This is a genomic window from Glutamicibacter protophormiae (assembly GCF_014647495.1).
Lineage (GTDB): Bacteria > Actinomycetota > Actinomycetes > Actinomycetales > Micrococcaceae > Glutamicibacter > Glutamicibacter protophormiae.
In genome coordinates this window covers 121,623-144,719 of the sequence record NZ_BMPH01000009.1, presented here as the reverse complement: position 1 = coordinate 144,719, position 23,097 = coordinate 121,623, and the positions used below count along the sequence as shown (strand labels likewise).

The 23,097-nt window shown below is 66.5% G+C and carries 23 protein-coding genes; 15 read left to right on the top strand and 8 right to left on the bottom strand.

Going from position 1 to position 23,097, the window contains the following annotated elements; translation table 11 throughout:
- Nucleotides 1–100: 100 nt before the first annotated feature.
- The 6 genes from IEY43_RS11850 to IEY43_RS11825 all read left to right on the top strand — a co-directional run bounded on the left by IEY43_RS11850 (nucleotide 101) and on the right by IEY43_RS11825 (nucleotide 6,794).
- Complete coding sequence (locus tag IEY43_RS11850; protein WP_188948799.1) at nucleotides 101–2,260, top strand: S9 family peptidase; 2,160 nt, start codon at nucleotides 101–103, stop codon at nucleotides 2,258–2,260.
- Nucleotides 2,261–2,284: 24 nt separating this feature from the next.
- The gene (locus IEY43_RS11845; RefSeq protein WP_188948798.1) at nucleotides 2,285–3,298 is read left to right on the top strand and encodes a bifunctional GNAT family N-acetyltransferase/GrpB family protein; all 1,014 of its coding nucleotides are present in this window, start codon (nucleotides 2,285–2,287) and stop codon (nucleotides 3,296–3,298) included.
- Nucleotides 3,299–3,414: 116 nt separating this feature from the next.
- Entirely contained in the window at nucleotides 3,415–3,861 is a 447-nt protein-coding gene (paaI, locus tag IEY43_RS11840) for a hydroxyphenylacetyl-CoA thioesterase PaaI (RefSeq protein ID WP_188948797.1), read from the top strand.
- Between the two features lie 33 nt (nucleotides 3,862–3,894).
- A complete protein-coding gene (locus tag IEY43_RS11835; RefSeq protein WP_188948796.1) occupies nucleotides 3,895–5,214 on the top strand; it encodes a phenylacetate--CoA ligase family protein in 1,320 nt (439 codons plus the stop codon).
- A gap of 32 nt (nucleotides 5,215–5,246) precedes the next feature.
- A complete protein-coding gene (locus IEY43_RS11830) occupies nucleotides 5,247–5,876 on the top strand; it encodes a TetR/AcrR family transcriptional regulator (RefSeq protein ID WP_188948795.1) in 630 nt (209 codons plus the stop codon).
- A gap of 192 nt (nucleotides 5,877–6,068) precedes the next feature.
- On the top strand, nucleotides 6,069–6,794 hold the full coding sequence (locus tag IEY43_RS11825; RefSeq protein ID WP_188948794.1) for a nicotinamide mononucleotide transporter: 726 nt from the start codon (nucleotides 6,069–6,071) through the stop codon (nucleotides 6,792–6,794).
- Nucleotides 6,795–6,878: 84 nt separating this feature from the next.
- On the opposite strand, the gene paaZ is transcribed toward IEY43_RS11825, so the two are convergent.
- Nucleotides 6,879–9,002, bottom strand: coding sequence for a phenylacetic acid degradation bifunctional protein PaaZ (gene paaZ / locus IEY43_RS11820; RefSeq protein WP_188948793.1), 2,124 nt, complete (start codon nucleotides 9,000–9,002; stop codon nucleotides 6,879–6,881).
- A gap of 91 nt (nucleotides 9,003–9,093) precedes the next feature.
- On the opposite strand from paaZ, the gene IEY43_RS11815 reads away from it, so the two are divergent.
- Nucleotides 9,094–9,522 (top strand): hotdog fold thioesterase, encoded by a 429-nt coding sequence (locus IEY43_RS11815; RefSeq protein WP_188948792.1) that lies wholly within the window; start codon nucleotides 9,094–9,096, stop codon nucleotides 9,520–9,522.
- Between the two features lie 108 nt (nucleotides 9,523–9,630).
- On the opposite strand, the gene IEY43_RS11810 is transcribed toward IEY43_RS11815, so the two are convergent.
- Entirely contained in the window at nucleotides 9,631–9,999 is a 369-nt protein-coding gene (locus tag IEY43_RS11810) for a VOC family protein (protein WP_188948791.1), read from the bottom strand.
- Between the two features lie 31 nt (nucleotides 10,000–10,030).
- Nucleotides 10,031–10,759 carry a tyrosine-protein phosphatase gene (locus tag IEY43_RS11805; protein WP_188948790.1) on the bottom strand — a complete coding sequence of 243 codons (729 nt, stop codon included), beginning with the start codon at nucleotides 10,757–10,759 and terminating at the stop codon, nucleotides 10,031–10,033.
- Nucleotides 10,760–10,896: 137 nt separating this feature from the next.
- Between IEY43_RS11805 and IEY43_RS11800 the strand changes: the two genes are divergently transcribed.
- Nucleotides 10,897–11,802: a serine protein kinase RIO gene (locus IEY43_RS11800; RefSeq protein WP_188948789.1), complete on the top strand. Its 906-nt coding sequence runs from the start codon at nucleotides 10,897–10,899 to the stop codon at nucleotides 11,800–11,802.
- Between the two features lie 75 nt (nucleotides 11,803–11,877).
- Here IEY43_RS11800 and IEY43_RS11795 read toward each other — a convergent pair whose 3' ends face one another.
- On the bottom strand, nucleotides 11,878–12,492 hold the full coding sequence (locus IEY43_RS11795) for an acetate uptake transporter (protein ID WP_188948788.1): 615 nt from the start codon (nucleotides 12,490–12,492) through the stop codon (nucleotides 11,878–11,880).
- Between the two features lie 126 nt (nucleotides 12,493–12,618).
- Between IEY43_RS11795 and IEY43_RS11790 the strand changes: the two genes are divergently transcribed.
- The gene (locus IEY43_RS11790; RefSeq protein WP_188948787.1) at nucleotides 12,619–13,467 is read left to right on the top strand and encodes a helix-turn-helix transcriptional regulator; all 849 of its coding nucleotides are present in this window, start codon (nucleotides 12,619–12,621) and stop codon (nucleotides 13,465–13,467) included.
- Between the two features lie 55 nt (nucleotides 13,468–13,522).
- On the opposite strand, the gene IEY43_RS11785 is transcribed toward IEY43_RS11790, so the two are convergent.
- From IEY43_RS11785 to IEY43_RS11775, 3 genes are read right to left on the bottom strand one after another with little or no spacing between them, the layout of a single operon-like run.
- Entirely contained in the window at nucleotides 13,523–14,395 is an 873-nt protein-coding gene (locus IEY43_RS11785) for a 3-hydroxyacyl-CoA dehydrogenase family protein (RefSeq protein WP_188948786.1), read from the bottom strand.
- Nucleotides 14,396–14,397: 2 nt separating this feature from the next.
- Complete coding sequence (locus tag IEY43_RS11780) at nucleotides 14,398–15,192, bottom strand: enoyl-CoA hydratase/isomerase family protein (protein WP_188948785.1); 795 nt, start codon at nucleotides 15,190–15,192, stop codon at nucleotides 14,398–14,400.
- A gap of 4 nt (nucleotides 15,193–15,196) precedes the next feature.
- A complete protein-coding gene (locus IEY43_RS11775) occupies nucleotides 15,197–16,420 on the bottom strand; it encodes a thiolase family protein (protein WP_188948784.1) in 1,224 nt (407 codons plus the stop codon).
- 338 nt (nucleotides 16,421–16,758) lie between these two features.
- Here IEY43_RS11775 and IEY43_RS11770 point away from each other — a divergent pair, with 338 nt between their 5' ends.
- The 4 genes from IEY43_RS11770 to IEY43_RS11755 all read left to right on the top strand — a co-directional run bounded on the left by IEY43_RS11770 (nucleotide 16,759) and on the right by IEY43_RS11755 (nucleotide 21,448).
- Nucleotides 16,759–18,195 (top strand): MFS transporter, encoded by a 1,437-nt coding sequence (locus IEY43_RS11770; RefSeq protein ID WP_188948783.1) that lies wholly within the window; start codon nucleotides 16,759–16,761, stop codon nucleotides 18,193–18,195.
- A gap of 137 nt (nucleotides 18,196–18,332) precedes the next feature.
- The gene (locus tag IEY43_RS11765; RefSeq protein WP_188948782.1) at nucleotides 18,333–19,295 is read left to right on the top strand and encodes a 1,4-dihydroxy-2-naphthoyl-CoA synthase; all 963 of its coding nucleotides are present in this window, start codon (nucleotides 18,333–18,335) and stop codon (nucleotides 19,293–19,295) included.
- A gap of 59 nt (nucleotides 19,296–19,354) precedes the next feature.
- Nucleotides 19,355–20,482, top strand: coding sequence for an AMP-binding protein (locus IEY43_RS11760; RefSeq protein ID WP_188948781.1), 1,128 nt, complete (start codon nucleotides 19,355–19,357; stop codon nucleotides 20,480–20,482).
- Between the two features lie 78 nt (nucleotides 20,483–20,560).
- Nucleotides 20,561–21,448, top strand: a complete 888-nt coding sequence (locus IEY43_RS11755; RefSeq protein ID WP_188948780.1) for a 1,4-dihydroxy-2-naphthoate polyprenyltransferase — start codon at nucleotides 20,561–20,563, stop codon at nucleotides 21,446–21,448.
- A 107-nt stretch (nucleotides 21,449–21,555) separates the two neighbouring features.
- On the opposite strand, the gene IEY43_RS11750 is transcribed toward IEY43_RS11755, so the two are convergent.
- Nucleotides 21,556–21,846: a DUF4229 domain-containing protein gene (locus IEY43_RS11750; protein WP_188948779.1), complete on the bottom strand. Its 291-nt coding sequence runs from the start codon at nucleotides 21,844–21,846 to the stop codon at nucleotides 21,556–21,558.
- A 53-nt stretch (nucleotides 21,847–21,899) separates the two neighbouring features.
- Here IEY43_RS11750 and IEY43_RS11745 point away from each other — a divergent pair, with 53 nt between their 5' ends.
- Together IEY43_RS11745 and IEY43_RS11740 are read left to right on the top strand one after the other, a co-directional pair.
- Nucleotides 21,900–22,352 carry a PLD nuclease N-terminal domain-containing protein gene (locus IEY43_RS11745; RefSeq protein ID WP_188948778.1) on the top strand — a complete coding sequence of 151 codons (453 nt, stop codon included), beginning with the start codon at nucleotides 21,900–21,902 and terminating at the stop codon, nucleotides 22,350–22,352.
- A 212-nt stretch (nucleotides 22,353–22,564) separates the two neighbouring features.
- Nucleotides 22,565–22,945: a hypothetical protein gene (locus IEY43_RS11740; RefSeq protein WP_188948777.1), complete on the top strand. Its 381-nt coding sequence runs from the start codon at nucleotides 22,565–22,567 to the stop codon at nucleotides 22,943–22,945.
- Nucleotides 22,946–23,097: the final 152 nt, after the last annotated feature.

Below are 23,097 nucleotides of genomic sequence, written 5' to 3'. Positions count from 1 at the left end.
TTCCACCCATTAGCGCGAGTCAGCGAGGCAGGGCCGGTGGAATGTCCGCGCTGAGCTTAGCGGCCTGCCAAAGACCGCAGCGGTGGGATTGAATAGGTGTATGACTCCAGAACCGCTTACCGCCAGCGCGCCGATCGCCGCGAAGAATCCCATCACCCGCACCTTCCATGGGGACACCTTCACCGATGACTACGAATGGATGCGCGAGAAGACCAGCCCGCAGGTCCTGGACCACCTCAAGGCGGAGAACGCCTACACCGACGCGGTGACCGCCGGCCAGGAACCGCTGCGCCAGGCCATCTTCGATGAGATCAAGGCCCGCACCGTGGAGACCGACCTGTCGGTGCCCACGCGGCGCCGCGGCTGGTGGTACTTCACCCGCTCGGTCGAGGGCAAGCCCTACACCATCCAGTGCCGCGTCAAGGCCCGGCAGACCGGCGACCTGCGCGCCGACTGGACCCCGCCGGTCATCGACCCGGAAACCGCGCTGGAGGCCGAACAAGTGCTGCTGGACGGCAACCAGCTGGCGCAGGGGCAGACCTTCTTCGCCCTGGGCGGCATGGCCCTGAACGAGGAAAGCAACCTGCTGGCCTACTGCATCGACACCGCCGGCGACGAACGCTTCACCCTCTACGTCAAGGACCTGGACACCGGCCTCCTGCTGCCCGACGTCATCGAGGGCGTGTTCTACGGGCTGGCTTTCTCCCCGGATTCCTCGACCGTCTTCTACGTCGTAGTGGACGAGACCTGGCGCCCGCACCAGATCAAGGCCCACGTGCTGGGCACCGATCCCGCCGAGGACACCGTGGTCTACCAGGAGGACGACCCGGGGATGTGGCTGGGCTTCGATTTGAGCACTGACCGCACCAAACTGCTGATCTCCAGCGGCAACTCCGAATACGCCGAAACCAGCGTGCTGGACCTGACGGCGCCGGCCGCCCAGGTCCGGCTGCTCGTGCCGCGCTCGCTGCGCCTGCTGCACGGGGTGGACCTGCTGCCCGGAGCCGACGGGGCGGCCGTCATCACCCACGATTACCAGTCGCCGAACAACATGGTGTCGCTGGCCGGGCTCGACCAGCTCGGCGGGCAGACCCAACCCGCGCAGTGGCGCACGGTCGTCGAGCATCAGCAGACCGTGAAGATCGAGGGCACCGTGCTGACCGGGACGCATCTGGTGCTCTCGGTGCGCCGCGACACCTGCGAACGCGTCCAGCTCATCGCCCTGGACGGCCTGGGGACCGACGCGCAGCAGGCGGCCCTGGAACCGGCGTTCGAGGACGAGCTGTTCACCGCTTCCCCGACCTTCGCCTCGCTGGAAGCGCCGCTGATCCGCATCGGCTACACCGCGGACTTCACCCCGGCCCGCGTTTACGACCTGTGGCTGGAGGACCAGTCGCTGGTGCTGCGCAAGCAGACCCCGGTGAACAACTACAACGCCGAGGACTACCTCTCCACCCGCGAATGGGCCGTAGCGGCGGACGGCACGCGCATCCCGCTGACCATCATGCGCCGGGCGGATCTGGACACCTCCGTGCCCAACCCGGTGCTGGTCTACGGCTACGGCTCCTACGAGGCGTCCATGGATCCGGGCTTCGGCATCCCCCGGCTGAGCGTGCTGGACCGCGGGGTGGTGTTCGTCATCGCCCATGTGCGCGGCGGCGGCGAGCTGGGCCGCGAGTGGTACCTGCAGGGCAAGAAGCTGCACAAGAAGAACACCTTCACCGATTTCATCGACGCCACCCGCTACCTGCTGGACACCGGCTGGGCGGACCCGCAGCGATTGGTGGCCTTGGGCGGCTCGGCCGGCGGCCTGCTGATGGGCGCCATTGCGAACATGGCCCCGCAGCTGTACACCGCGATCGTGGCGCAGGTGCCGTTCGTGGACGCGCTGACCTCCATCCTTGATCCAGAGCTGCCGCTGTCCGCACTGGAGTGGGAGGAATGGGGCAACCCGATCGAGGACAAGGAAGTCTACGACTACATGAAGTCCTACTCCCCCTACGAGAACGTCACCGCCCAGGCCTACCCGAAGATCGCCGCGGTCACCTCCTTGAACGACACCCGCGTGCTCTACGTGGAGCCGGCCAAATGGGTGGCCAAGCTGCGCGAACTGACTACCGGGGAGCAGCCGATCCTGCTGAAAACCGAAATGGAGGGCGGCCACGGCGGCGCCTCGGGCCGCTACGAGTCCTGGAAGTCCCGCGCCTGGGACTACGCGTTCATTCTGGACGCGCTGGGCTGCCGCGAGATCGTGGACTAGCCGCGCACCACCAGAAAGGCGGCCATGCGCCACATCCAGATCTCCGAGTACCGTCAGCATCCCGCCGTGCGCGAGCTGCTGGCGCTGGCCGCCGACCCGGTGGACGAGGCAGCCCTGCAGGAACTGCTCGATGACTGCGAGCGGCTGCAGGTCCTCGCCGCCTTCGGCAAAGACGGCACCCCGGCGGCGCTGGCCGCCTATCGGCTGCACGACAAATACAGCCTGTGCGTCGAGTACCTCGCGGTGCTGGGGACGCAGCAGCGCCGGGGCCTGGCCTCGGCGCTGCTGCGTCGGCTGCAGAAGCTGCACGGCCGCTGCCTCTGGGCCACCACCGATGACGATGCGGTGGACTTCTACCGCGCGCTGGGCTGCGTCATCAGCGACAGCGCCGCGGATCCGCGCTGGCCGGGCGCCCGGCGCTACCTGTGCACGCTGCCCCATGCTCCCCTGCTCGCCCGGCAGCCGGACACCGACCCTGCGTACGAGCAGGTCGACGGCCGCCCCTCGCGCGGCATCATCGACCTGGCCCCGGCCGATGGCCGATGGCCCGATGACTTCGAGAAGATCCGCGCGGCGCTGGCCGCCGCCCTGGGCGCCCGGGCCCTGGCCATCGAGCACACCGGCTCCACCTCGGTGCCGGGGCTGCCGGCGAAGCCGCTGATCGATATTGCCTTGCTGGTGCCGGACGCCGATGACGAAGAGCGCTACGTCCCGCAGCTGCGCGCCGCGGGGATGGTCTTCTGGCACCGCGAACCGGGGTGGTACAAGCACCGCATGTTCAAGCCCGGAGCCGGCACCGGGCTGGCGAACGGCAACATCCACGTCTTCAGCGCCGGAAGCCCCGAGTTCCTGCGCATGGTCCTTTTCCGCGACCATCTGCGCAGCCATCCGGCGGATCGCGACGCGTACGCCGAGGTCAAGCGCGAGGCGGCGCAACAGCTGGCCGCCCTGCGCGGGGCGCAGGGGCTGGTGATGGATTACAACCGGATCAAGGAACCATTCATCCTTGACCTGCACCGACGGATTTTCAGCCGCTAAGACTTTTCCCCGCGATAGCCAGCCTTTCGCAGACGAATCACCGCCAGAACTTGACTTGCCTCACATTTTGTTATTACCTAATGATCGTTCGGTAAATAATTCGGCGAAGGAAGTCCATGAGCGAAACACAGGTCGAGAAGCCTCTTCCGCACGCAATTCTCGAGAATGACTATGCCACGCAGTGGATGGGCATCGAGGTTGTCGAGGTCTCCGACGGCAAGGCCGTCATCACCATGGAGCTGAAGCAGGAGATGCTCAACGGCTTCGGCATCGCCCACGGCGGGATGATCTTCGCTCTTGCCGACACCGCTTTTGCCCTGAGCTGCAACCCTCCCGAGGGTTCGGAAGACACCATCACCGTCGCTTCCGGAGTGGACATCAACTTCCTCAAGCCGGGCATGCCCGGACGCCTGTTGACCGCATCCGCGCGCCGGGTCTCCCAGCAGGGCCGCAGCGGACTCTACGACATCACCGTCACCCAGCCAGGCCGCGACGGAGCCACCGAAACCGTGGCCGAGTTCCGCGGACGATCACGAACCGTCCCGAAGCCCAAGAGCCGCTAGCCCTTTCCGCCACCACCACACGAAAGTACGAGCATGTCACAGAACATCGACCGCGACAGCCTGCCGAATCCGCTGGATGCAGAAGAGACCATGAGCCGCGACCAGATCGAATCGATCCAGCTCACCCGCCTGAAGGAAACCCTGCACCTGGCCTATGACAAGGTGCCGTACTACAAGGAAAAGTACGACGCGGCGGGGGTGCACCCGAACGACCTGAAGGAACTGGATGATCTGAAGATCTTCCCGTTCACCGAAAAGGAAGACCTGCGCAAGACCTACCCGTTCGGCATGTTCGCCGTGCCGCAGCACGAGGTCGCCCGCATCCACGCCTCCTCGGGCACCACCGGCCGCGCCACCGTGGTGGGCTACACCCAGCAGGACCTGGACGACTGGGCCAAGCTCGGCGCCCGCTGCCTGCGGCTGTCCGGCGTGAAGCCGGGCTGGAAGGTCCACAACGCCTACGGCTACGGCCTGTTCACCGGCGGCATGGGCGCCCACGCGGCGGCCGAGCGCCTGGGCACCACCGTGATCCCGATGTCCGGCGGCCAGACCGAGAAGCAGATCACCCTGATCAAGGACTTCGCCCCGGACGCCATCCTGTGCACCCCGACCTACCTGCTGACCATCGGCGATGCCATGCAGCGCCAGGGACTGGACCCGCGCGACACCTCGCTGAAGGTCGCCGTGCTCGGGGCCGAGCCGTGGACCGAGGAGATGCGCCATGAGCTGGAGGAGATGTTCGGCATCGACGCCTGCGACATCTACGGGCTGTCCGAGGTCATGGGCCCTGGCGTGGCCGGCGAATCGCGCGAGCGCAAGGACGGCAGCCACATCTGGGAGGACCACTTCCGCCCGGAGATCCTCGACGCCTACGACGAGACGAAGGTGCTGCCGGACGGCGAGCATGGCGAGCTGGTCTTCACCTCGCTGACCAAGCAGGCGCTGCCGATCATCCGCTACCGCACCCACGACTTGACCCGCCTGATGCCGGGCACCGCGCGTCCGGGCCATCGACGCATGGGCCGCATCACCGGCCGCAGCGACGACATGATCATCCTGCGCGGCGTGAACCTGTTCCCGAGCCAGATCGAGGAACTGATCTTGAAGGTGCCGGCCCTGTCCGCGCACTTCCAGCTGGTGCTCACCCGCCCGGACCGCATGGACCAGCTGGCCGTCAAGGTCGAGCGCCGTCCGGACGCCTCGGCCGAGGACGTGGCCAATGCCGCCAAGACCCTGGCCAAGCTGATCAAGATCCATGTGGGCTCCTCCTGCGCCATCGACGTGGTGGATCCGGAGACCTTGGAACGCTCCATGGGCAAGCTCAAGCGCATCTTCGACCTGCGCAACAGCTAGCCTCCACGGAGACGTGAAATAATCGAGGCATTATGCAATCAACCCAAGCAGTGACCCCACCGGTCAAACGCGGCCGTCCCGGTTACGACCAGGAAACCGTGCTCCAGATCGCCGTCGAGGCGTTCAACGAGTACGGCTACGATGCAACCTCGATGGGCAAGCTGGCCGACCGGCTGGGCATCAGCAAGTCGGCGATCTACCACCACGTCCCCTCCAAGGAGGATCTGCTGCGCCTGGCGCTGGACGAGGCGCTCATTCCGCTGGAGTCCATGATCGAGCAGGTGCGCCGGCACGAGGGAACCGCCGACGAGCGCCTGGAATTCTTCCTGCGCTCCACGGTGCGCATCCTGATCGCCAAGCGTTCCTACGTGACCCTGCTGCTGCGCCTGCGCGGCAACACGGAGCTGGAGCGCACCGCGTTGGAGCGCCGGCGCCAGATGGACCGCGAGCTCTCCGAGCTGGTGACCGTGGCACAGCGCGAGGGACGGCTGCGCGAGGACCTAGAGCCCCGCGCAACGGCCCGCCTGCTGTTCGGCATGATCAACTCCGTGGTGGACTGGTACCGGCTGGACGGCGTGATCGATGCGGTGACCTTGGAGAACCAGGCGATTTCGCTGCTGTTCAACGGCCTGCATGCGTTGCCCAAGAACCAGACCTCCTGAACCCGAGTGGCGAAGGCCCCGGTTCGCCCCTTTCGGGCGGGCCGGGGCCTTCGGCGCGCAGCGGGCAGTGCGCGGCGCTGCGGAACCCGCAGGCTCCCCTGCGCTTGTGCTCCTCACAGGATTCACGGCTAACATCGTAGGGGTGCGTTTTGCGCCCGCTGAGCCGTATACAACTCAACACAAAGAAGCACCGTGGATTCAATTATTGATAGTCTCTTCCAGCTGTCCTTGAGCACCAGCTCTGGCGTGCAGATCCTGCTGTTCGCGATCAGCGCCCTGTTCGTGGTCATCGCCGCGCTGCTGCTGGCGCACCGCAACGACCTGGGCTGGTGGGCCCTGATCATGGCGGTGTTCTCCGGACCGATCATCAGCGCCATGAAATACGACCTCTACGCGCTGTTCTACGGCGTCCCGCTGCTTCTGCTGGCGATCTTCGGCCTGTGGCGCTTCTCGCGCTTCGAGCTCAAGGGCAAGTTCATCCGCATGGTGACCCGCACCCCGCTGACCGCGACCTCCGTGGTCGGCCTGCTGGCGGGCGTCATCCTGCTGGTGGCCCTGCACTTCAATGTCTTCCTGTTCAACGGCAGCTACCTCAGCGCCACCCCGGAAGTCTGGGCCATGTACGTTTCCGACGCGGTGATCTTCGCGTCCTTCGTGCTGATCGCCCGCGGCGTGCGCAGCGGCTGGCTCCTGCTGGCCGCCGGAGCGATCTCCTATGTCGTGGTCTACTTCATGGTCAGCCCGATGCTGGGCATGCTGGGCCTGTACGTGTTCACCGCGCTGGCCGCGCTGTACGGCTGGTACCAGTGGCGCGCGCTGCCCGCCCCGGCGCAGCCCGAGCCGAGCGAGGAAGAGATCGCCCTAGAAGCCGCCGCCAAGGCCGCCCTGGACAAGTTGAACTCCGCAGACGACAAGTAGATATTTCTCGGCACAACACAACGCCGGCCTTCGAGAATTCTCGAAGGCCGGCGTTGTGTTTAAGGCGCTACCGCCGCACGGGGCTTAGCCCTGCCAGTTGGCGTAGGTGGAGTCGGTCTTCTCCACCAGGGTCAGCACGTCGTAGGTCGCCACGATCTCGTCGTTCTGGTTGTGCAGCACGGCGTCCCAGGCGACCTCCCCGTACTCGTCGGTCACGCGCGGGGTGATCTTCTTGGCGGTCAGGGTCACGCGGATCGAGTCCCCCGCGCCCACCGGGGTGATGAAGCGCAGGTTCTCCAAGCCGTAGTTGGCCAGCACCGGTCCCGGAGCCGGCTCCACGAACAGGCCGGCGGCCCAGGAGACCAGCAGGTAGCCGTGGGCCACGATGCCCGGGAAGAACGGGTTGGCTTCGGCGGCCTTCGCATCGGTGTGCGCGTAGAAGGTGTCGCCGGTTTCGTTCGCGAAATCGGTGATCTCCTGCAGCGAGACCTCGCGCAGGTCCGAGACGAAGCCGTCGCCGATCTTCAGCTCGGCCAGCGACTTGCGGAACGGGTGCACGTTGGAGGCCTGGCCTCCGAACTTCCCGCTGCCGGCCAGCGACTGGGCGGCTCCGGTGTGCCACACGCCGGTCAGGGCGGTGAGCATGTTCGGGGAACCCTGCACCGCGGTGCGCTGCATGTGGTGCTTGACCGAGCGGACGCCGCCCAGTTCCTCGCCGCCGCCGGCGCGGCCCGGGCCGCCGTGGACCAGGTGCGGCACCGGCGAGCCGTGGCCCGTGGTGCTGCGCGCGGTTTCGCGGTTCAGGATGTGCACGCGGCCGTGGTGGCCGGCGATGCCCAGCGACAGCTGGCGCATGGCCTGCGCGTCGTTGGTGCAGACCGTGGCGACCAGCGAGCCGGCGCCCAGCGCGGCCAGGGCCACTGCCTCGTCCACGGTGTCGTAGCCGACCACGGAGCTGACCGGGCCGAAGGCTTCGCGGGAGTGCAGGATCGGGTTGCGGGCGTCGTCCCAGCGCAGCACCATCGGGGCCATGAAGGCGCCCTGCTCGGCCACTGCGTCGGTGTCCGGGGCCACGCGGACCTTCGGCGCGTCCAGCGCGCCGTAGGCCAGCTCGCCGCCGGCGTCCAGCATGTCCTGCACCGCGGCGCGCACGTCGCGCAGCTGCTCCAGGGAGGCCAGCGCGCCCATGGTCACGCCCTCGACGCGCGGGTCGCCGACGACCACGCGCTCGTCGATGCGCTTGCCGATGGCTGCGATGACCGCATCCACCTGGCTTGCCGGCACGATGTTGCGGCGGATGGCGGTGCACTTCTGGCCGGCCTTGGTGGTCATCTCGTTGACGACGACCTTGATGAAGGCGTCGAACTCCGGGGTGCCCTCCACGGCGTCCGGGCCCAGGATGGCAGCGTTCAGCGAGTCGGTCTCGGCGCTGAAGCGCACGCCGCCGTCGATGACGTTCGGATGGGCCTTCAGCTTGCTGGCGGTGGCCGCCGAGCCGGTGAACGCGAACATGTCGCGGTAGTCCAGGTGGTCCATCAGGTCGCGGGCCGAGCCGGAGAGCAGCTGCAGCGAGCCGTCCGGCAGCAGGCCGGAGTCGAGCATCAGGCGCACCACCGCTTCGGTCAGATAGCCGGTCGGGGTGGCGGGCTTGACGATGGTCGGCACGCCGGCGATGAAGGCCGGGGCGAACTTCTCCAGCATGCCCCAGACCGGGAAGTTGAAGGCGTTGACCTGGACCACGACACCGGTCAGCGCGGTGTAGATGTGGGTTCCCAGGAACGAGCCGTCCTTGCTCAGCGACTCGGTCGGGCCGTCGAGGATGACGTTGGAGTTGGGCAGTTCGCGGCGGCCCTTGCCGGAGAAGGTGAACAGCACGCCGATGCCGCCGTCGATGTCCACCATGGAATCGATCTTGGTTGCGCCGGTCTTGTAGGAGATTTCATAGAGCTCCTTGCGGTGCTCGTTGAGGTGCAGGGCCAGCTCCTTGAGCTTCAGCGCACGCTCATGCAGCGAGAGCTTGGCCAGTTCGCGCTGGCCGGTGGTGCGGCCGTAAGCTACGGCGCCGGCCACATCGAGGCGGTCCTTGGTGACGGTGGCGAGCAGTTCGCCGGTGTTGGCATCAAGTACTTCGGTGCCTCCCTCAGCTGCTGGGGTCTGCCATTGACCGGCAATGAAACTTGGGACTACACCAATCTGGGCTGTCGTCATCGACGCAATTCCTTCCTGAACGGTCGGTCAGTATTAGTGTTAACCATAACAGCAATGACGTGATCGACGACACCCGTAAAGGACCGTGAAAATGACCGAAGTACAGCACCCGGCCCAGAACCTCGAACCGTGGACGATTGAGCTGGGCGAATTGGACCGCAAGATGGGCGTGCGCATCATCGAGGAGTCCGTGGACAAGGTGGTGGCCACCATGCCGGTGGAAGGCAACACCCAGTCCTTCGGGCTGCTGCACGGCGGCGCCTCGCTGGCCGTGGGCGAGGCGGTGGGCTCCTGGGCCGCCGTGAAGTTCGCGTCCACCTTCGGCAAGGTCGTGGTGGGAGTCGACGTCAACGCGACGCACCACCGCTCGGCCACCGAGGGCCTGGTGACCATCACCGCCACCCCGATCAAGCTGGGCCGCCGCATGACCAGCCACGAAGTGCTCATCACCGATGCGCAGCAGCGCCGCATCTGCACCCTGCGCATCACCAATCTGGTGGTGGACAAGCCCAAGCGCTAGGCTTCCATGTTCCATGCTCGGGTTACGCCGCGACAAGGCAGAAGCGAGCGGCTGACCCGGGATGCTGAATCTCATGAACACGCGGGCTCGCCGTCGGCGGGCCCGCTTCTAGTCGGAAGCCCAGACGCCCAGCTCGTTTCCGGAGGGGTCGGTGAAATGCAGCCGTCGGCCGCCGGGGAACGAATAGGCCGGCTGGTCGATCCAGCCTCCGGCCGCTTCGATGGCGCGGGCCGTGGCGTCCAGGTCCTCGGAATACAGCAGCACGAAGGGCCCTCCGACGGGCCGCGGCTTGTCGGCCAGCAGCAGTCCCCCGGATTCCTCCGTGCCCGCCTCCGGCATGAGGATGCCGGCGTACTGCCCGCCGTAGTCGACGAACTTCCACCCGAAGGCGGCCGAGTAGAAGTCCTTGGCTGCTTTCAGGTCGGTGACGGTCAGTTCAACATAGTTCAAGGCATGATGCCGCAGCTTTCCATCCATGCCCCGAGCCTACAGTTCCGCTGCGGCCCTGTCAGGGGTCTTCGCGGCGCGCCAGCTCCCGCACGGCGGCAAGCCTGTTTTCGCCCAGGCCTTGGCCGAGCAGGTAGCCCTCGGCGGTGCCGAGCCAGTCGAGGAACTTCTCCAGCTCCTCGGCGCGGCCGCGGATGATCGAGTCCAGCTCGCCGGCCGGCTGGTGGGACTCGTAGGGGTGCTTGCGCGGAGAAACCCGATGCCATTCGTTGATGCCGCGCACCGCAGCTTCGTCGTGGGCCAGGACTTCCTCGCGCCGCCCGGCCAAATCCAGCAGCAGCGTCGCCACCAGGCCCGAACGGTCCCGTCCGGCGGAGCAGTGGATCACCGCGCCGCTGCGGGTTGCGGCCAGGTTCTCGAAGACCGCGGCCAGATGCCCGCCGAATTCCTCGCAGACCAGCCGGTACATCCCGGTGTGGTTCATGTACGGGACGGCGATCGCCTCGAAGCGCTCGTTGCCCGGGGCTTCCAGCGGAAGGTTGAACAGCTCGATGCCCCGCAGGCTCGGCTCCTGCACCACCGGGTCGTGTTCGCGGCGGCGGATCTCCCCGGGGTTGCGCAGGTCGATGACCCTGTCGATGCCGTCCGCCCGCAGCTGCCGCCAGCCCCGCTCGGTGAGCCATTCGTGGCGTCCCATGCGGTAGAAGGCTCCGCAGATGCGGCGGGCGTTGATCGCACCGTCCCAGTGGACGTCCATCGACTGCTTGCGGTACTCGGGGGCGTGGCTCATGTCTCCATTGCAACACATTCGCAATCTGCTGTAGAGTCTTAGTCATTGGTAAATGCCAATGAGTCTACCCGAGGAGGGATACCGATGAATGTCCGTTACCTTGCAACGCCATCTCCCCTCCTCACCAAGGACTTATTGTGTCTTACTACCCTGGCGGCGACACCGCCGCAACACCCCTAGCGTTCAACGGCTTCGACGAGGCCGACACCCGACTGAAAACCCGCCGCGGACGCCCCGCCTGGAACGAAACCGCCCAGGATGAGCTGGCCGACGGGCAGCGCTACTCCACGTGGCCGTCCATCGAAAAGGGCTGCCGCGGACCCAAGCCCTACCCGTCATGGCTCATCGAGGATGCCGCGGCCCTGGATACCGAGCTCGGGATCCTCAAGACCGGCAAGGAAGGGGATGTCTTCCTCGTGGAGCGGGCCACCCAGGCGCGCAGCGCGTTGCTGGCGGCCAAGCGCTACCGCGGCCGGGAGCATCTGCAGTTCAGCCGCTCCCAGGCCTACAGCGAGGGCCGCTCCGCGCGGCGCTCGCGCGATAACCGTGCGGTGAAAAACAATTCCAGCTACGGCCGCGAGGTGGCCGCCCTGCAATGGGCAAGCGCCGAATGGACGTATCTGCGCCGCTGCCACGAAGCGGGGATCCCGGTCCCCTATCCGGTACAGATCGACGGCACCGAAATCCTCATGGAGTTCATTGCGGATCCGCAGATCCCGCGGGCCGCCGCGCCCCGCCTGCAGCAGCTCTCCCGCAACGATCCGCGGCTGCCGGCCCTCTGGGACCAGCTGGCCGACGCCATGGAGAAATTTGCCCTGCTGGGCATCGCGCACGGCGACCTCTCGGCCTACAATCTGCTGGTGGCTGGCGATCGCCTGGTGGTTATCGACGTGCCGCAATGCGTGGATCTGGCCGGCAACGTGCAGGGCCTGGATTTCCTGCACCGCGACTGCGTCAACATGTGCGACTGGTTCACCGCCAAGGGCCTGCCGCGCGATGCCGAGGCACTGTTCACCTCGCTGCTGGCCAGCATGTTCGCCTAGTCGGACGGCAGCCCGCCGCCCCGGGAATATCCGGGACGGCGGGCTGCCGTTGGCAGCGTTCTGCGCTGCTGCGGGCTACTTGGCCCACATTGGCAGCACCTCGCGCTTCCAGGTGGCGTTGGTGACGACGGCGAAGGAACCGTACGCGGCCAGCGCCGCGGCGAGAAGGCCCAGCCAGCCGCCGAGCTCGTGGATCAGCTGGTTGCCGGTGAACGCGCCGATGGTCAGGGCGATGAACGCGGTGCACAGCACGGTGAACACGGTGACCAGGACCCCGTTGGTTTTCAGCGAGGCGATGGTCATGTAGATGGTGAAGAGGGTCCATCCCAGCAGGTAGACGCCCATGCCGACGGATCCCACGGCCGCGGCGATTTCCGGGGTGGTTTCGATCCACCAGAAGCCCATCCAGAACATCCCGTAGGAGGTGAAGGCGGTGGCGCCGAAGACATTGCCCTTGAAGAATTCGATGACGCCGGCAATGACCTGCGCGATGCCTCCGTAGAAGAATGCCAGCGCCAGGACCGCGCTGCCGGCTTCGGGAATCAGTCCCGCATTGGCCAGGCTCAGCACGAACGTGGTCATGGCGAAGGCACCCAGGCCGAGGGCTGCCGGATCGGCGATGACGGTCTTGGCGGCAGGCTCTTCGCGCAGCGGCAGATCGAGGTCGGGGCGGGTCAGTGTTGCAGTCATGGGGCACACTCCGATGTGTGTAGCGGTACAAGGTGATCGTCGGCCGGTGACCTTCGTCACCAAGTCTCCTGCAGGTATCCTAGAGAGACAGTGAGGCGCATCACTACCATCTAAAGGAGGTAGCAGTTGACCACCGATTCTTCACCCCAGGTGGCTCTGCTGGAGCGTACGCTGAACACCCTGGCCGCCCGCACCGGCTTCCCCGTGGCCTTCGGCGGCTTCGCGGACCCCGGGGGCACCGTGCTGACCAGCTTCTCCGGAACCCGCACCGGCGTGTTGCGCGGGCTGGTGATCCAGCCCGGGCAGGGTCTGGGCGGGCTGGCGCTGGCCCGGCGGGAACTCACCGCCACCGGCTCCTACCACCAGTCCCCCGACATCATCCACAGCTACGACCGCGAGATCGGCGTGGAAGGGATCATCACGCTGCTGGCGATTCCCGTGGTGGTCGACAACCAGGTGCGGGCGCTGATCTACGCGGGGCTGCGCGACCGCTCGCAGCTGACCGACGAAATGCTGGCCACGGCCGCCGGCGAGGCGCGGCGCCTGGCTTGGGAGCTGTCGGTCCACGAGGAGACCGAGCGCCGCCTGGCGGTGCTGTCTGCGTCGGAGGCGCATGCCACGCACGTCTCGGACCTGGCGCTGAGCCAGGAGGACCTGACGGTGCTGTACACCGAACTGCGGGATATCGCCCGGCTGGTCGAGGACCCGCAGCTGGCGCAGCGGCTGAGCACCGCGGGATCCATGCTGCGCGCCGGGCAGCGGCGCGAGCTGGGCGGGCCGGGACCGTTGTCGACACGGGAATTGGATGTGGTCACGCACCTGGCCCTGGGCAAGCGCAATGCGCTGATCGGCGCGCACCTTGACCTGGCCGAAAGCACCGTCAAGAGCTATATCGCCTCGGCCATGCGCAAGCTGGAGGCGGACAACCGGTTCGACCTGGTGCTGCGGGCCCGAAGCCGCGGTCTGATTCCCTGAACCACCCGCCGGAAACGCGAAAAGGGCTGCTTTCGCAGCCCTTTCCATCATGTTCCTACCAGGTGTAGAAGCCCTGCCCGGTCTTGCGGCCGAGCTTCCCCTCCGCCACCAGGTCCTTGAGGATCTGCGGCGGGGCGAAACGGTCGCCCAAGGTCTCATGAAGGTATTCGGCAATGCCCAGGCGCACGTCCAGGCCCACGATGTCGGTGGTCTTCAGCGGGCCGGTCGGGTGCTTGTAGCCCAGCACCATGGCGTTGTCGATGTCCTCGGCGCTGGCCACGCCCTCTTCGACCATGCGCATGGCTTCCAGCGCGATGGCGACGCCCAGCCGGGAGGAGGCGAAGCCCGGGGCGTCGTTGACCACCACGGCGGTCTTGCCCAGGGCTTCAACCCAGCCGCGCGAGGCGTCGACCAGCTGCGGGCTGGTCTGCTTGCCGATGACGACCTCGATCAGCGTGGAGGCCGGGACCGGGTTGAAGAAGTGCAGGCCCAGGAAGTTCTCCGGGCGTGCGAGCTTCTCCGCCAGGCCAGAGACCGACAGCGAGGAGGTGTTCGAGGCGAGCACCGCATCCTGCGCAAGCGATTCCTCCACCGCCTGCAGCGAGGAGACCTTCAGGTCCCAGATTTCCGGGACAGCTTCGATGACCAGCTGGCGGTCGGCGAACGCCGCGTAGTCGACCGAAACGCTCAGGCGCGAGGTCATCTCACCGAGGTTTGCATCGGTGGCACCGCGTTCGATGGACTTGGCGGCGGCAGCTTCAACGCGCTCGCGCGCGGCGATGGCGGAAGCCTCGTCGCGTTCCACGACCAACACGTCGCAGCCCTTGATCAGGAAGGCGTGGGCGATGCCGGCGCCCATGCGCCCGCCGCCCAGCACGCCCATTTTCGCAGGCAGTGCGCCGTCGATAAAGTTTGTCGCTTCACTCATGCTTACTTCTTCTTTCGGTCTAGGAATGCCTGCATGCGGTCGAACTTGGCCTGGGACTCGAAGAGCATGCCCTGGGCCAGGTTGTCGATGATCGGGTGAACTTCGCGCGGAGCGTGGAATACCGACTTGCTGATGCGCACGGCCAGCGGGTCCTGCGCGGCGATGCGGTCCGCCAGCGCATCCGCGGCGGCGTCCAGCTCGGCGGCCGGGTGCAGCTCGGTGATCAGCTGGACCTCCAGGCACTGCGCCCCGGTGAGCACCTTGCCGGCCAGCAGGATTTCCTTGGCCAGCGGCTCGCCGACCAGTTCCTTCAGGCGCCAGGTGGCGCCGGCGGCGGCCATGATGCCCAGGTTGGTTTCCGGGTTGCCCATGCGCAGGTCCTCGGTGCCGATGCGGAAGTCGGCCGCGTAGGCCAGTTCCGCGCCGCCGCCCAGAGCGAAGCCGTCCAGCGCCGCCACCACGGGCATCGGCAGCTTGGCGATGCGGTCGAAGATGCCGGAGTTGATGCCGGCCAGCGCGTCGTCGCGGCGGCGCTCGCGCAGCTGGGCGATGTCCGCGCCGGAGGCGAAGATCCCCTTGGAGCCGCGCGGCTTGTCCTCGGTTGGAGCCTGGGACGGGGTGCCGGCCAGGATCATGATCTTCGGGGTGCGTTCCAGGTAGGCGCAGACCGCGTGCAGCTCGTCGACCATGACCTGGTCGATGGCGTTGCGGACCTCGGGTCGGTGCAGGCGCACCCACACGCGGTCCGCGGTCTCGGTGAGCTGCAGGGTGGTGAAGTCTTCGGGGGTCAGGCTCATGGGCTTAGACACCCTCCACCAGCAGGGCGGTGCCCTGGCCGACGCCCACGCACATGGTGGCCACGCCGAGCTTGCGCTGTGCTCCGGCCAGTTCGCGTTCCATGCGGCCCAGCAGGGTGATCACGATGCGCGAGCCGGAGGAGCCCAGCGGGTGGCCCAGCGCGATGGCGCCGCCGTCGCGGTTCACGATGGACGGGTCCACGCCCAGCTCGTTCATGCTGGCCAGCGACTGGCTGGCGAAGGCCTCGTTGATTTCCATGGCGCCGATGTCCCCGATGGACAGCCCGGCGCGGGCGAGCACCTTGTTGGTGGCCGGAACCGGGCCCATGCCCATGATCTCCTGGGCCAGGCCGGCGGCCTGCCCGTCGACGATGCGGGCGCGCGGGGTCAGGCCGTACTTCTCGATGGCGCGCTCGGAGACCACCAGGATGGCCGAGGCTCCGTCGTTCAGCGTCGAGGCGTTGCCGGCGGTGACCACCGAGCCGCCCTTGACGACCGGGCGCAGCCCGGCCAGGACCTCTGCGGTGGTGCCGGGGCGCGGGCCCTCGTCGGTGTCCACGACGGTATCGCCCTTGCGGCCCTTGACGGTCACCGGGACGATCTCGTCCTTGAAGCGTCCGGCCTCGATCGCTGCGATGGACTTGGCGTGGGAATCCACGGCGAACTGGTCGGCGTCCTCGCGGGAGATGTTGTAGACGCGGGCGACTTCCTCGGCCGTCTCGGGCATCGAGTAGGTGGCCTTGCCGTCGCGTGACAGCTCGCCGGAGAGGAATGCGGGGTTGGTGAAGCGCCAGCCGATGGAGGTGTCGAAGGTCGCCCCCGGCTTGGCGAAGGCCTTGGCAGGCTTTTCCATGACCCATGGGGCGCGGGACATGGATTCCACGCCGCCGGCCACCACGATGTCCGCGGCGCCCGATTTGACCATGTGGCTGGCCATGGTGATGGCGCTCATGCCCGAAGCGCACAGGCGGTTCACGGTGATGCCCGGAACGGTGTTCGGCAGGCCGGCCAGCAGCCAGGCCATGCGCGCTACGTTGCGGTTCTCTTCGCCGGCCCCATTGGCGTTGCCGAAAATGACCTCGTCCACCAGCGCCGGGTCGATGCCTGCGTCGTCGATGACGCGGCGGATGGTCAACGCCGCCAGATCGTCCGGGCGCACGCTGCTTAGCGCTCCGCCGTACCGTCCTACCGGGGTACGTGCTCCGCCTACGAGAAATGCCTCGGCCATGATTGCTCCTTGCGACAGAAAAGTAGTGATGCTCAGCACTCTAACTTACTGACCATTCGTTCAATAATACAAGCTCGGCTCGCCACAAACATTACGTGAAACCCCCTGCTGTTTAGGAGCTCTGCCCATTGATCACGTGATACCCAATCGAATATATCCGTGAGAGGATCCAATGAATTCCATGTCAACCGTTGAATTACATGATCACGTGGCGTAACCTCGGTTACTTGACCGACTCCGGGCCTGCCCGGATCGTGGACCGTAACCGGGACGCCAAAGTTTTCCAGCGGCTGCCCGGGCATCCGGTCGACGGAAAGCTGAGACGCATCGGAGCAGTAATGCAACCGGAAAACAGCCAACCACAAGACAACACGGATAACTCGTCATTCTCGCCGGACCTGACCAAGGACATCGGGCCGGACATGTCCACCGCGGAAGGGCGCAAGGAGGTCCGCAAGGCCACCGCCGCTTCGGCCATGGGCAACATGACCGAATGGTTCGACTACGGCGTTTACGCGGTCGCCGTCACCTACATCACCGCGCATTTCTTCCCCACCGAAGGCGGCACCGTGATGGCCTTGGCCACCTTCGCCCTCTCCTTCCTGGTCCGTCCCCTGGGCGGATTCGTCTGGGGTCCGCTGGGCGACAAGCTCGGACGCAAGAAGATCCTGGCCCTGACCATCCTCTTGATGTCCGGCGCGACGTTCCTGATCGGCGTGCTGCCGACCTATCAGATGGTCGGCGTGCTGGCCCCGGTGCTGCTGGTGCTGCTTCGCATGATCCAGGGATTCTCCACCGGCGGCGAGTACGGCGGCGCAGCGACCTTCATGGCCGAGTACGCCCCGGACCGCAAGCGCGGGTTCTTCGGCTCCTTCCTTGAATTCGGCACCTTGGGCGGTTTCGCGCTGGGTACCGCGGTCATGCTGCTCCTGCAGCTGGGACTGGGCGAGGAAGCCATGATGGCCTACGGCTGGCGCATCCCGTTCTTCCTGGCGCTGCCCATGGGCCTGATCGGCCTGTACCTGCGAAGCAAGCTGGAGGACACCCCGGTCTTCCAGGAACTGGAGGAATCCGGCGCAACCGAGCAGGGCGGCTCCCTGAAGGACCTGTTCACCGCCTACTGGCGCCCGATCCTGACCATGGGCGGGCTGGTGATCGCGCTGAACGTGGTGAACTACACCCTGCTCAGCTACATGCCGACCTACCTGGAAACCCAGCTGGGCCTGGATTCGACAGCTTCCCTGGCGACCATCCTGATCGGCGAGGTGGCCATGATGGCCGTCATCCCGTTTGCCGGCTCGCTCTCGGACCGCATCGGGCGCAAGCCCATGTGGTACTTCTCGGTGATCGGCCTGTTCGTCCTGGCCCTGCCGATGTTCTGGCTCATGGGCCGCTCCTTCGCCTGGGCCATCGTGGGCTTCGCGGTGCTGGGCCTGCTGTACATCCCGCAGCTGGCAACGATCACCGCGACGTTCCCGGCGATGTTCCCCTCGCAGGTGCGCTTCGCGGGGTTCGCCGTCACCTACAACGTGGCCACGGCGCTGTTCGGCGGCACCGCGGCCATGGTCAACGAGGCGGCCATCAACTCCACCGGGTTCCTGCTGTTCCCGGCCGTGTACATGATGGCCTCCTGCGTGATCGGCCTGATCGCCATCAAGTTCATGCCGGAGACCGCCGGGGCCTCGCTGCGCGGCACCGAGATCCCGGATGCCCACGACACCGGCATCCTGGCTGCGGTGCCTCCGGCGGCCGACAGCTCGCGGTCGGGCGCCTGAGCGAACTGTCCGGCCATGGCGGCGGTGCTCCCCTGTTGGGGCAGCACCGCCGCCGTCGTTTGCGCCGAACGCGCAACAAAGCTGGCCTGGCGGCCGAAGTGCTGAAGAACGCGCGGCAAACGGCTAGCATTCATAGGGTGAGTAGCCAGAATAATTCCGCATTGCCCCACAAGGTTTCCGATATCTTTGACCCGACCCGGTGGCGGGTGGTCGAGGGATTCGACTTCACCGACATCACCTACCACCGCCAGGTTCAACGCGACGCCTCCGGCGCGATCCTGCGCGACCTGCCCACCGTGCGCATCGCCTTCGACCGGCCCGAGGTGCGCAACGCATTCCGCCCGCACACCGTGGACGAGCTCTACCGCGCCATGGACCATGCCCGCATGACCGGAGACGTGGCCACCGTGCTGCTCACCGGCAACGGCCCCTCCCCGAAGGACGGTGGCCATGCCTTCTGCTCGGGCGGCGACCAGCGCATCCGCGGCCGTGACGGCTACCGCTACGCCGAGGGCGAGACCCGCGAGAGCATCGACCCGGCCCGCGCCGGGCGCCTGCACATCCTGGAGGTGCAGCGCCTGATGCGCACCATGCCCAAGGTCGTGGTGTGCGTGGTCAACGGCTGGGCCGCCGGCGGCGGGCACTCGCTGCATGTGGTCTCGGATTTGACCATCGCTTCCAAGCAGCACGGCAAGTTCAAGCAGACCGACGCCACCGTGGGCTCCTTCGATGCCGGCTACGGCTCCGCGCTGCTGGCCCGCCAGGTCGGGCAGAAGACCGCCCGCGAGATCTTCTTCCTGGCCCGCGAGTACTCGGCCGACGACATGGTGCGCATGGGCGCGGTCAACGAGTCCGTGGAGCACGAGCGCCTGGAAGAGGTGGCCCTGGAATACGCGGCGGACATCGCCGCCCAGTCCCCGCAGGCCATCCGCATGCTGAAGTTCGCCTTCAACCTGGCCGACGACGGGCTGGCCGGGCAGCAGGTCTTCGCCGGCGAAGCCACCCGCATGGCCTACATGACCGACGAAGCGGTGGAGGGGCGCGACGCGTTCCTGGGCAAGCGCGACCCGGACTGGTCGAACTACCCCTACTACTTCTAGCCGCGCAGCGCACCACCACCTATCCGATCCACCCATCGACCCCGAGCTAGGAGACGGCTTTGGACGCACCACATCTGGCACTGTTGGAGGCCCTGGCCGCCACCGTGAACGAGGACGGCCCGGCCGTGGAGGTCGTGGCCGATCCGCAGGCCCCGGAGGGCTGGGTCCTCAACCGGCTGGACCCGGCCCAGCTTTCCGGCTTCGAGGAGCCGATGGTGGTGGTGCGCACCTCCGGGTCCACCGGCCGCGCCAAGCGCACGGTGCTCAGCGTCTCCGCGATGGCCTCCAGCGCGCAGGCCACCGCCGAGTTCCTGGGCTTCGAGGGGCAGTGGCTGCTGGCCCTGCCGGTGCACTACGTCGCCGGGCTCAGCGTGCTCACCCGTTCGCTGTTCGCCGGCACCAAGCCGGTCATCATGAAACAGAACGGCAGCTTCTCCGCCGAGGACTTCACCGCGGCGGCGGAGCAGATGGTGGACGCCCGGCGGCTGACCTCGCTGGTTCCCACCCAGCTGGCCCGCCTGCTGGACCACCCCACCCCGCGGACCGCCGCGGCGCTCAAGCGCTTCGATGCGATCCTGCTGGGCGGGGCGCGCGCCAGCAAGGACCTGCTGGCCAGCGCCCGCCACCACGGGCTGAAGATCTTCCAGACCTACGGTTCGGCGGAGACCTCCGGCGGCCTGGTCTACAACGGCACCGCCCTGCCCGGGGTGGCGCTGCGCGAACAGGATGGGCGCATCCTGGTCTCCGGGCCGATGCTGGCCGACGGCTACGCCAACGACCCGCAGGCCACCGCCGAGCACTTCGTGGAGCACGACGGGCAACGCTGGTACCTGACCGACGATCTGGGCAGCGTGGACGGCTCCCGGCTGCGCATCGAGGGTCGCATCGACGACGTGATCAACACCGGCGGGGTGAAACTCTCCGCAGCCAAGATCGAGGGCCTGCTGGAGGAGTTCTTCACGCAGGCGCTGGTGGTCGCCGTGCCGGACGCCCAGTGGGGCCAGGCCGTGGGATTGGCCTATTCAGGGCCTACCCGGACCGAGGACGCCTTCGAGGCGGTGCGCCGCACCCTGGGCAAGGAAGCGGTGCCGAAATATGTGCTGCACTACCCGCAGGGACTGCCGCTGCTGGCCAACGGGAAGTTCGATCGCCGGCTGGTCGCGGCCCGGCTGGCCGATGCCCGCTAGCCGCCCGATTCGCCTTGCCCGCCGATTCGCGGGAAACTAGAGGGTACGGATTTTTGTGTTCGCCCGAAAGGACTGAAAGTGGCCACACTTTCCCAATGGGTTGCCGGCGCGCGCCTGCGCACCCTTCCCATCGTCATTGCCCCGGTCGTCATCGGAACAGCCGCAGCAGTGGGCGAAACCGGTCTCTTCCACTGGTTCCGCTTCCTTTTGGCGCTGTGCGTCGGGCTGCTGCTGCAGATCGGCGTGAACTACTCCAACGACTACTCCGACGGCATCCGCGGCACGGATGACGAGCGCGTCGGTCCGCTGCGGCTGACCGGCTCGAAGCTGACCGAGCCGAAGAACGTGCGCAACGCGGCCTTCGCCTGCTTCGGCCTGGCCGCCGTGCTGGGTCTGGTCCTGGTGGTCCTTTCCCAGGCCTGGCCGCTGCTGCTGATCGGCGTCGCAGCGATCTTCGCCGCCTGGGGCTACACCGGCGGCAAGAACCCCTACGGCTACCGCGGCTGGGGCGATGTCTACGTGTTCATCTTCTTCGGCCTGGTGGCCACCTTGGGCACTGCCTTCACCCAGAGCGGCACGTTCACCCTGACGGCGCTGCTCGGCGCGGTGGGCACCGGCCTGATCGGCTGCGCGTTGCTGATGGCCAACAACGTGCGCGACATCCCCACGGACACCGAGGTTGGCAAGATCACCCTCGCGGTGCGCCTGGGCGAGCACAACGCCCGATTGGCCTACGTGCTGATGCTCGCAGTGGCGATCCTGCTGCCGTTGCTGGTGACCGGTACCTTCCCGTGGATGTGGCTGGTCCTCGTCACGTTCCTGCCGGCGGCGGCGCCCAGCCTGACCATGCTGCGCCAGGCCGAGCTGTCCAAGCTGGTGATCGTGCTCAAGCAGACCGGCATCGTGAACATGGTCTACGCCGTGCTCTTCGCCGGCGCCATCCTGGTTCCCATGTGGCTTCGCTGAGCGCGGCAGCCTCCGCTTAAAATTCAACGCTCCATCCGCCAGCTTCCTGGCGGATGGAGCGTTGTCATTTTCCCCAACGGTCCGGCGTCGGATGACGCGGTGCCGGATTACGCGGTTGGATCCTGAGGGCGGCGCTGTGATTCGTCGTAGGAATCCTCAGCGGCCTCGTCGGCCAACTGCTTTTCGGACTTGCTGGCGGTTGTCTTGTTGAACGCCTTGCCCACATCCTGGTTGGCGCGCAGGCGCAGGTTGTTGAAGAACAAGTAGGACACCGCGAAGGCAATCACCAGGCCGACAAGGCCCGCCACAAAGATCGGCCATTTCAGACCCCACCAGAGGCCCAGGAAAACGACCAGGAAAATTCCCAGTCGAAGCACGGTATATTTCAGAAGCTGCATAGTTTAAAGTTTACCGATGAACCTGTGAAGAAAATTGTCACTAGACTGGAGTCATGGTCCGCTTCATAATTCTCGCCGCAGTGATTTCGGTTGCACTGATGATCTACACCCTGATCGAATGCGCACGTTCCGAGGCACACCAGGTACGCTCGCTGCCCAAGCCTGCCTGGTTTGCAGTGATCCTCTTCCTACCGCTGATCGGAGCCACATTGTGGTTCACGCTGGGCCGCCCGCTGAGCGCCGAGACGAGCACCGTCCAGGGTTCCAAGGCTCCCGATGACGACGAGGACTTCCTGCGCCAGCTGGAGGTGTGGCGCCGCCAGCAGCAGCGCGACGCGGAGCTGACCGCACGTGAGGAAGAACTCAAGCGCCGCGAAGCCGAGCAGAAAAAGAACCAGTCTACGGACCGCCCTTCCAAGGAAGCCAAGGAAGCCAAGGAAGCCAAGGAAGCCAAGGACCAGAAGAACAAGTCAGACGGAAACGGCACCGCCACTCCCGATAGCTAGCATCGGCGCTGCGCTACCGGCAGCCGTCAGCGCCTTCTCCCTCGCCAGTACAGCTGGCGGGGGTTTTGTTTATCTTCCCCGCCGCGGCGATTCGGGACACCCATCTCCCCGCTTTCGGCGCTACGGCAGGCGATCAGAATCCGGGTCGGCCAGCAACAGGACGCACCGTGCCGCCTTCCCAGGAGGCTCCGCGCTGGCAAGAGGCGCCCACGGTGGTTATTGATATGAGGACAACTGATGCAGAAGAACGAATCCGCCTCCATATTCAGGGGTATTACCTGGATGCTCATTGCGGTATTACCTGGTTGCTCATTGCGGCCATGCTGTCGCTGGGAGCTGGTGTTCTGATCGTCCTGGCAGGCAGTATTGCCGGCGTGTCTTCGCCTGGTGCAGGACAAACACTCATGGCAGTTGCCACCTACATTTCCATCGCCACACTGGACTGCAGCGTGATATCCCTGAAGCTGGCGTCTTCCCTTCCCCCGGGCGAGCACAAGGACATCACCGATTCCGTGTCCTGGCGGTGGAAGCCATGGGCCTGTGCCGTTTTGGGGTTCGTCCTGCTTCTTGCCTCAGCCAGCTTGTCGGTGTAGACGGTCCAGGAAGGACCTTGCCTGCCCGGGCACCGGGTCGTGCCGCGGTGCCCGCCGGTCCCGGCTCTTGCGGGTTGTCCCGGCCGGCGCTGGAACAGGCGCCAAAAAAGGATCCGGCGGCCCACCAATGGTGGGCCGCCGGATCCTTTTTG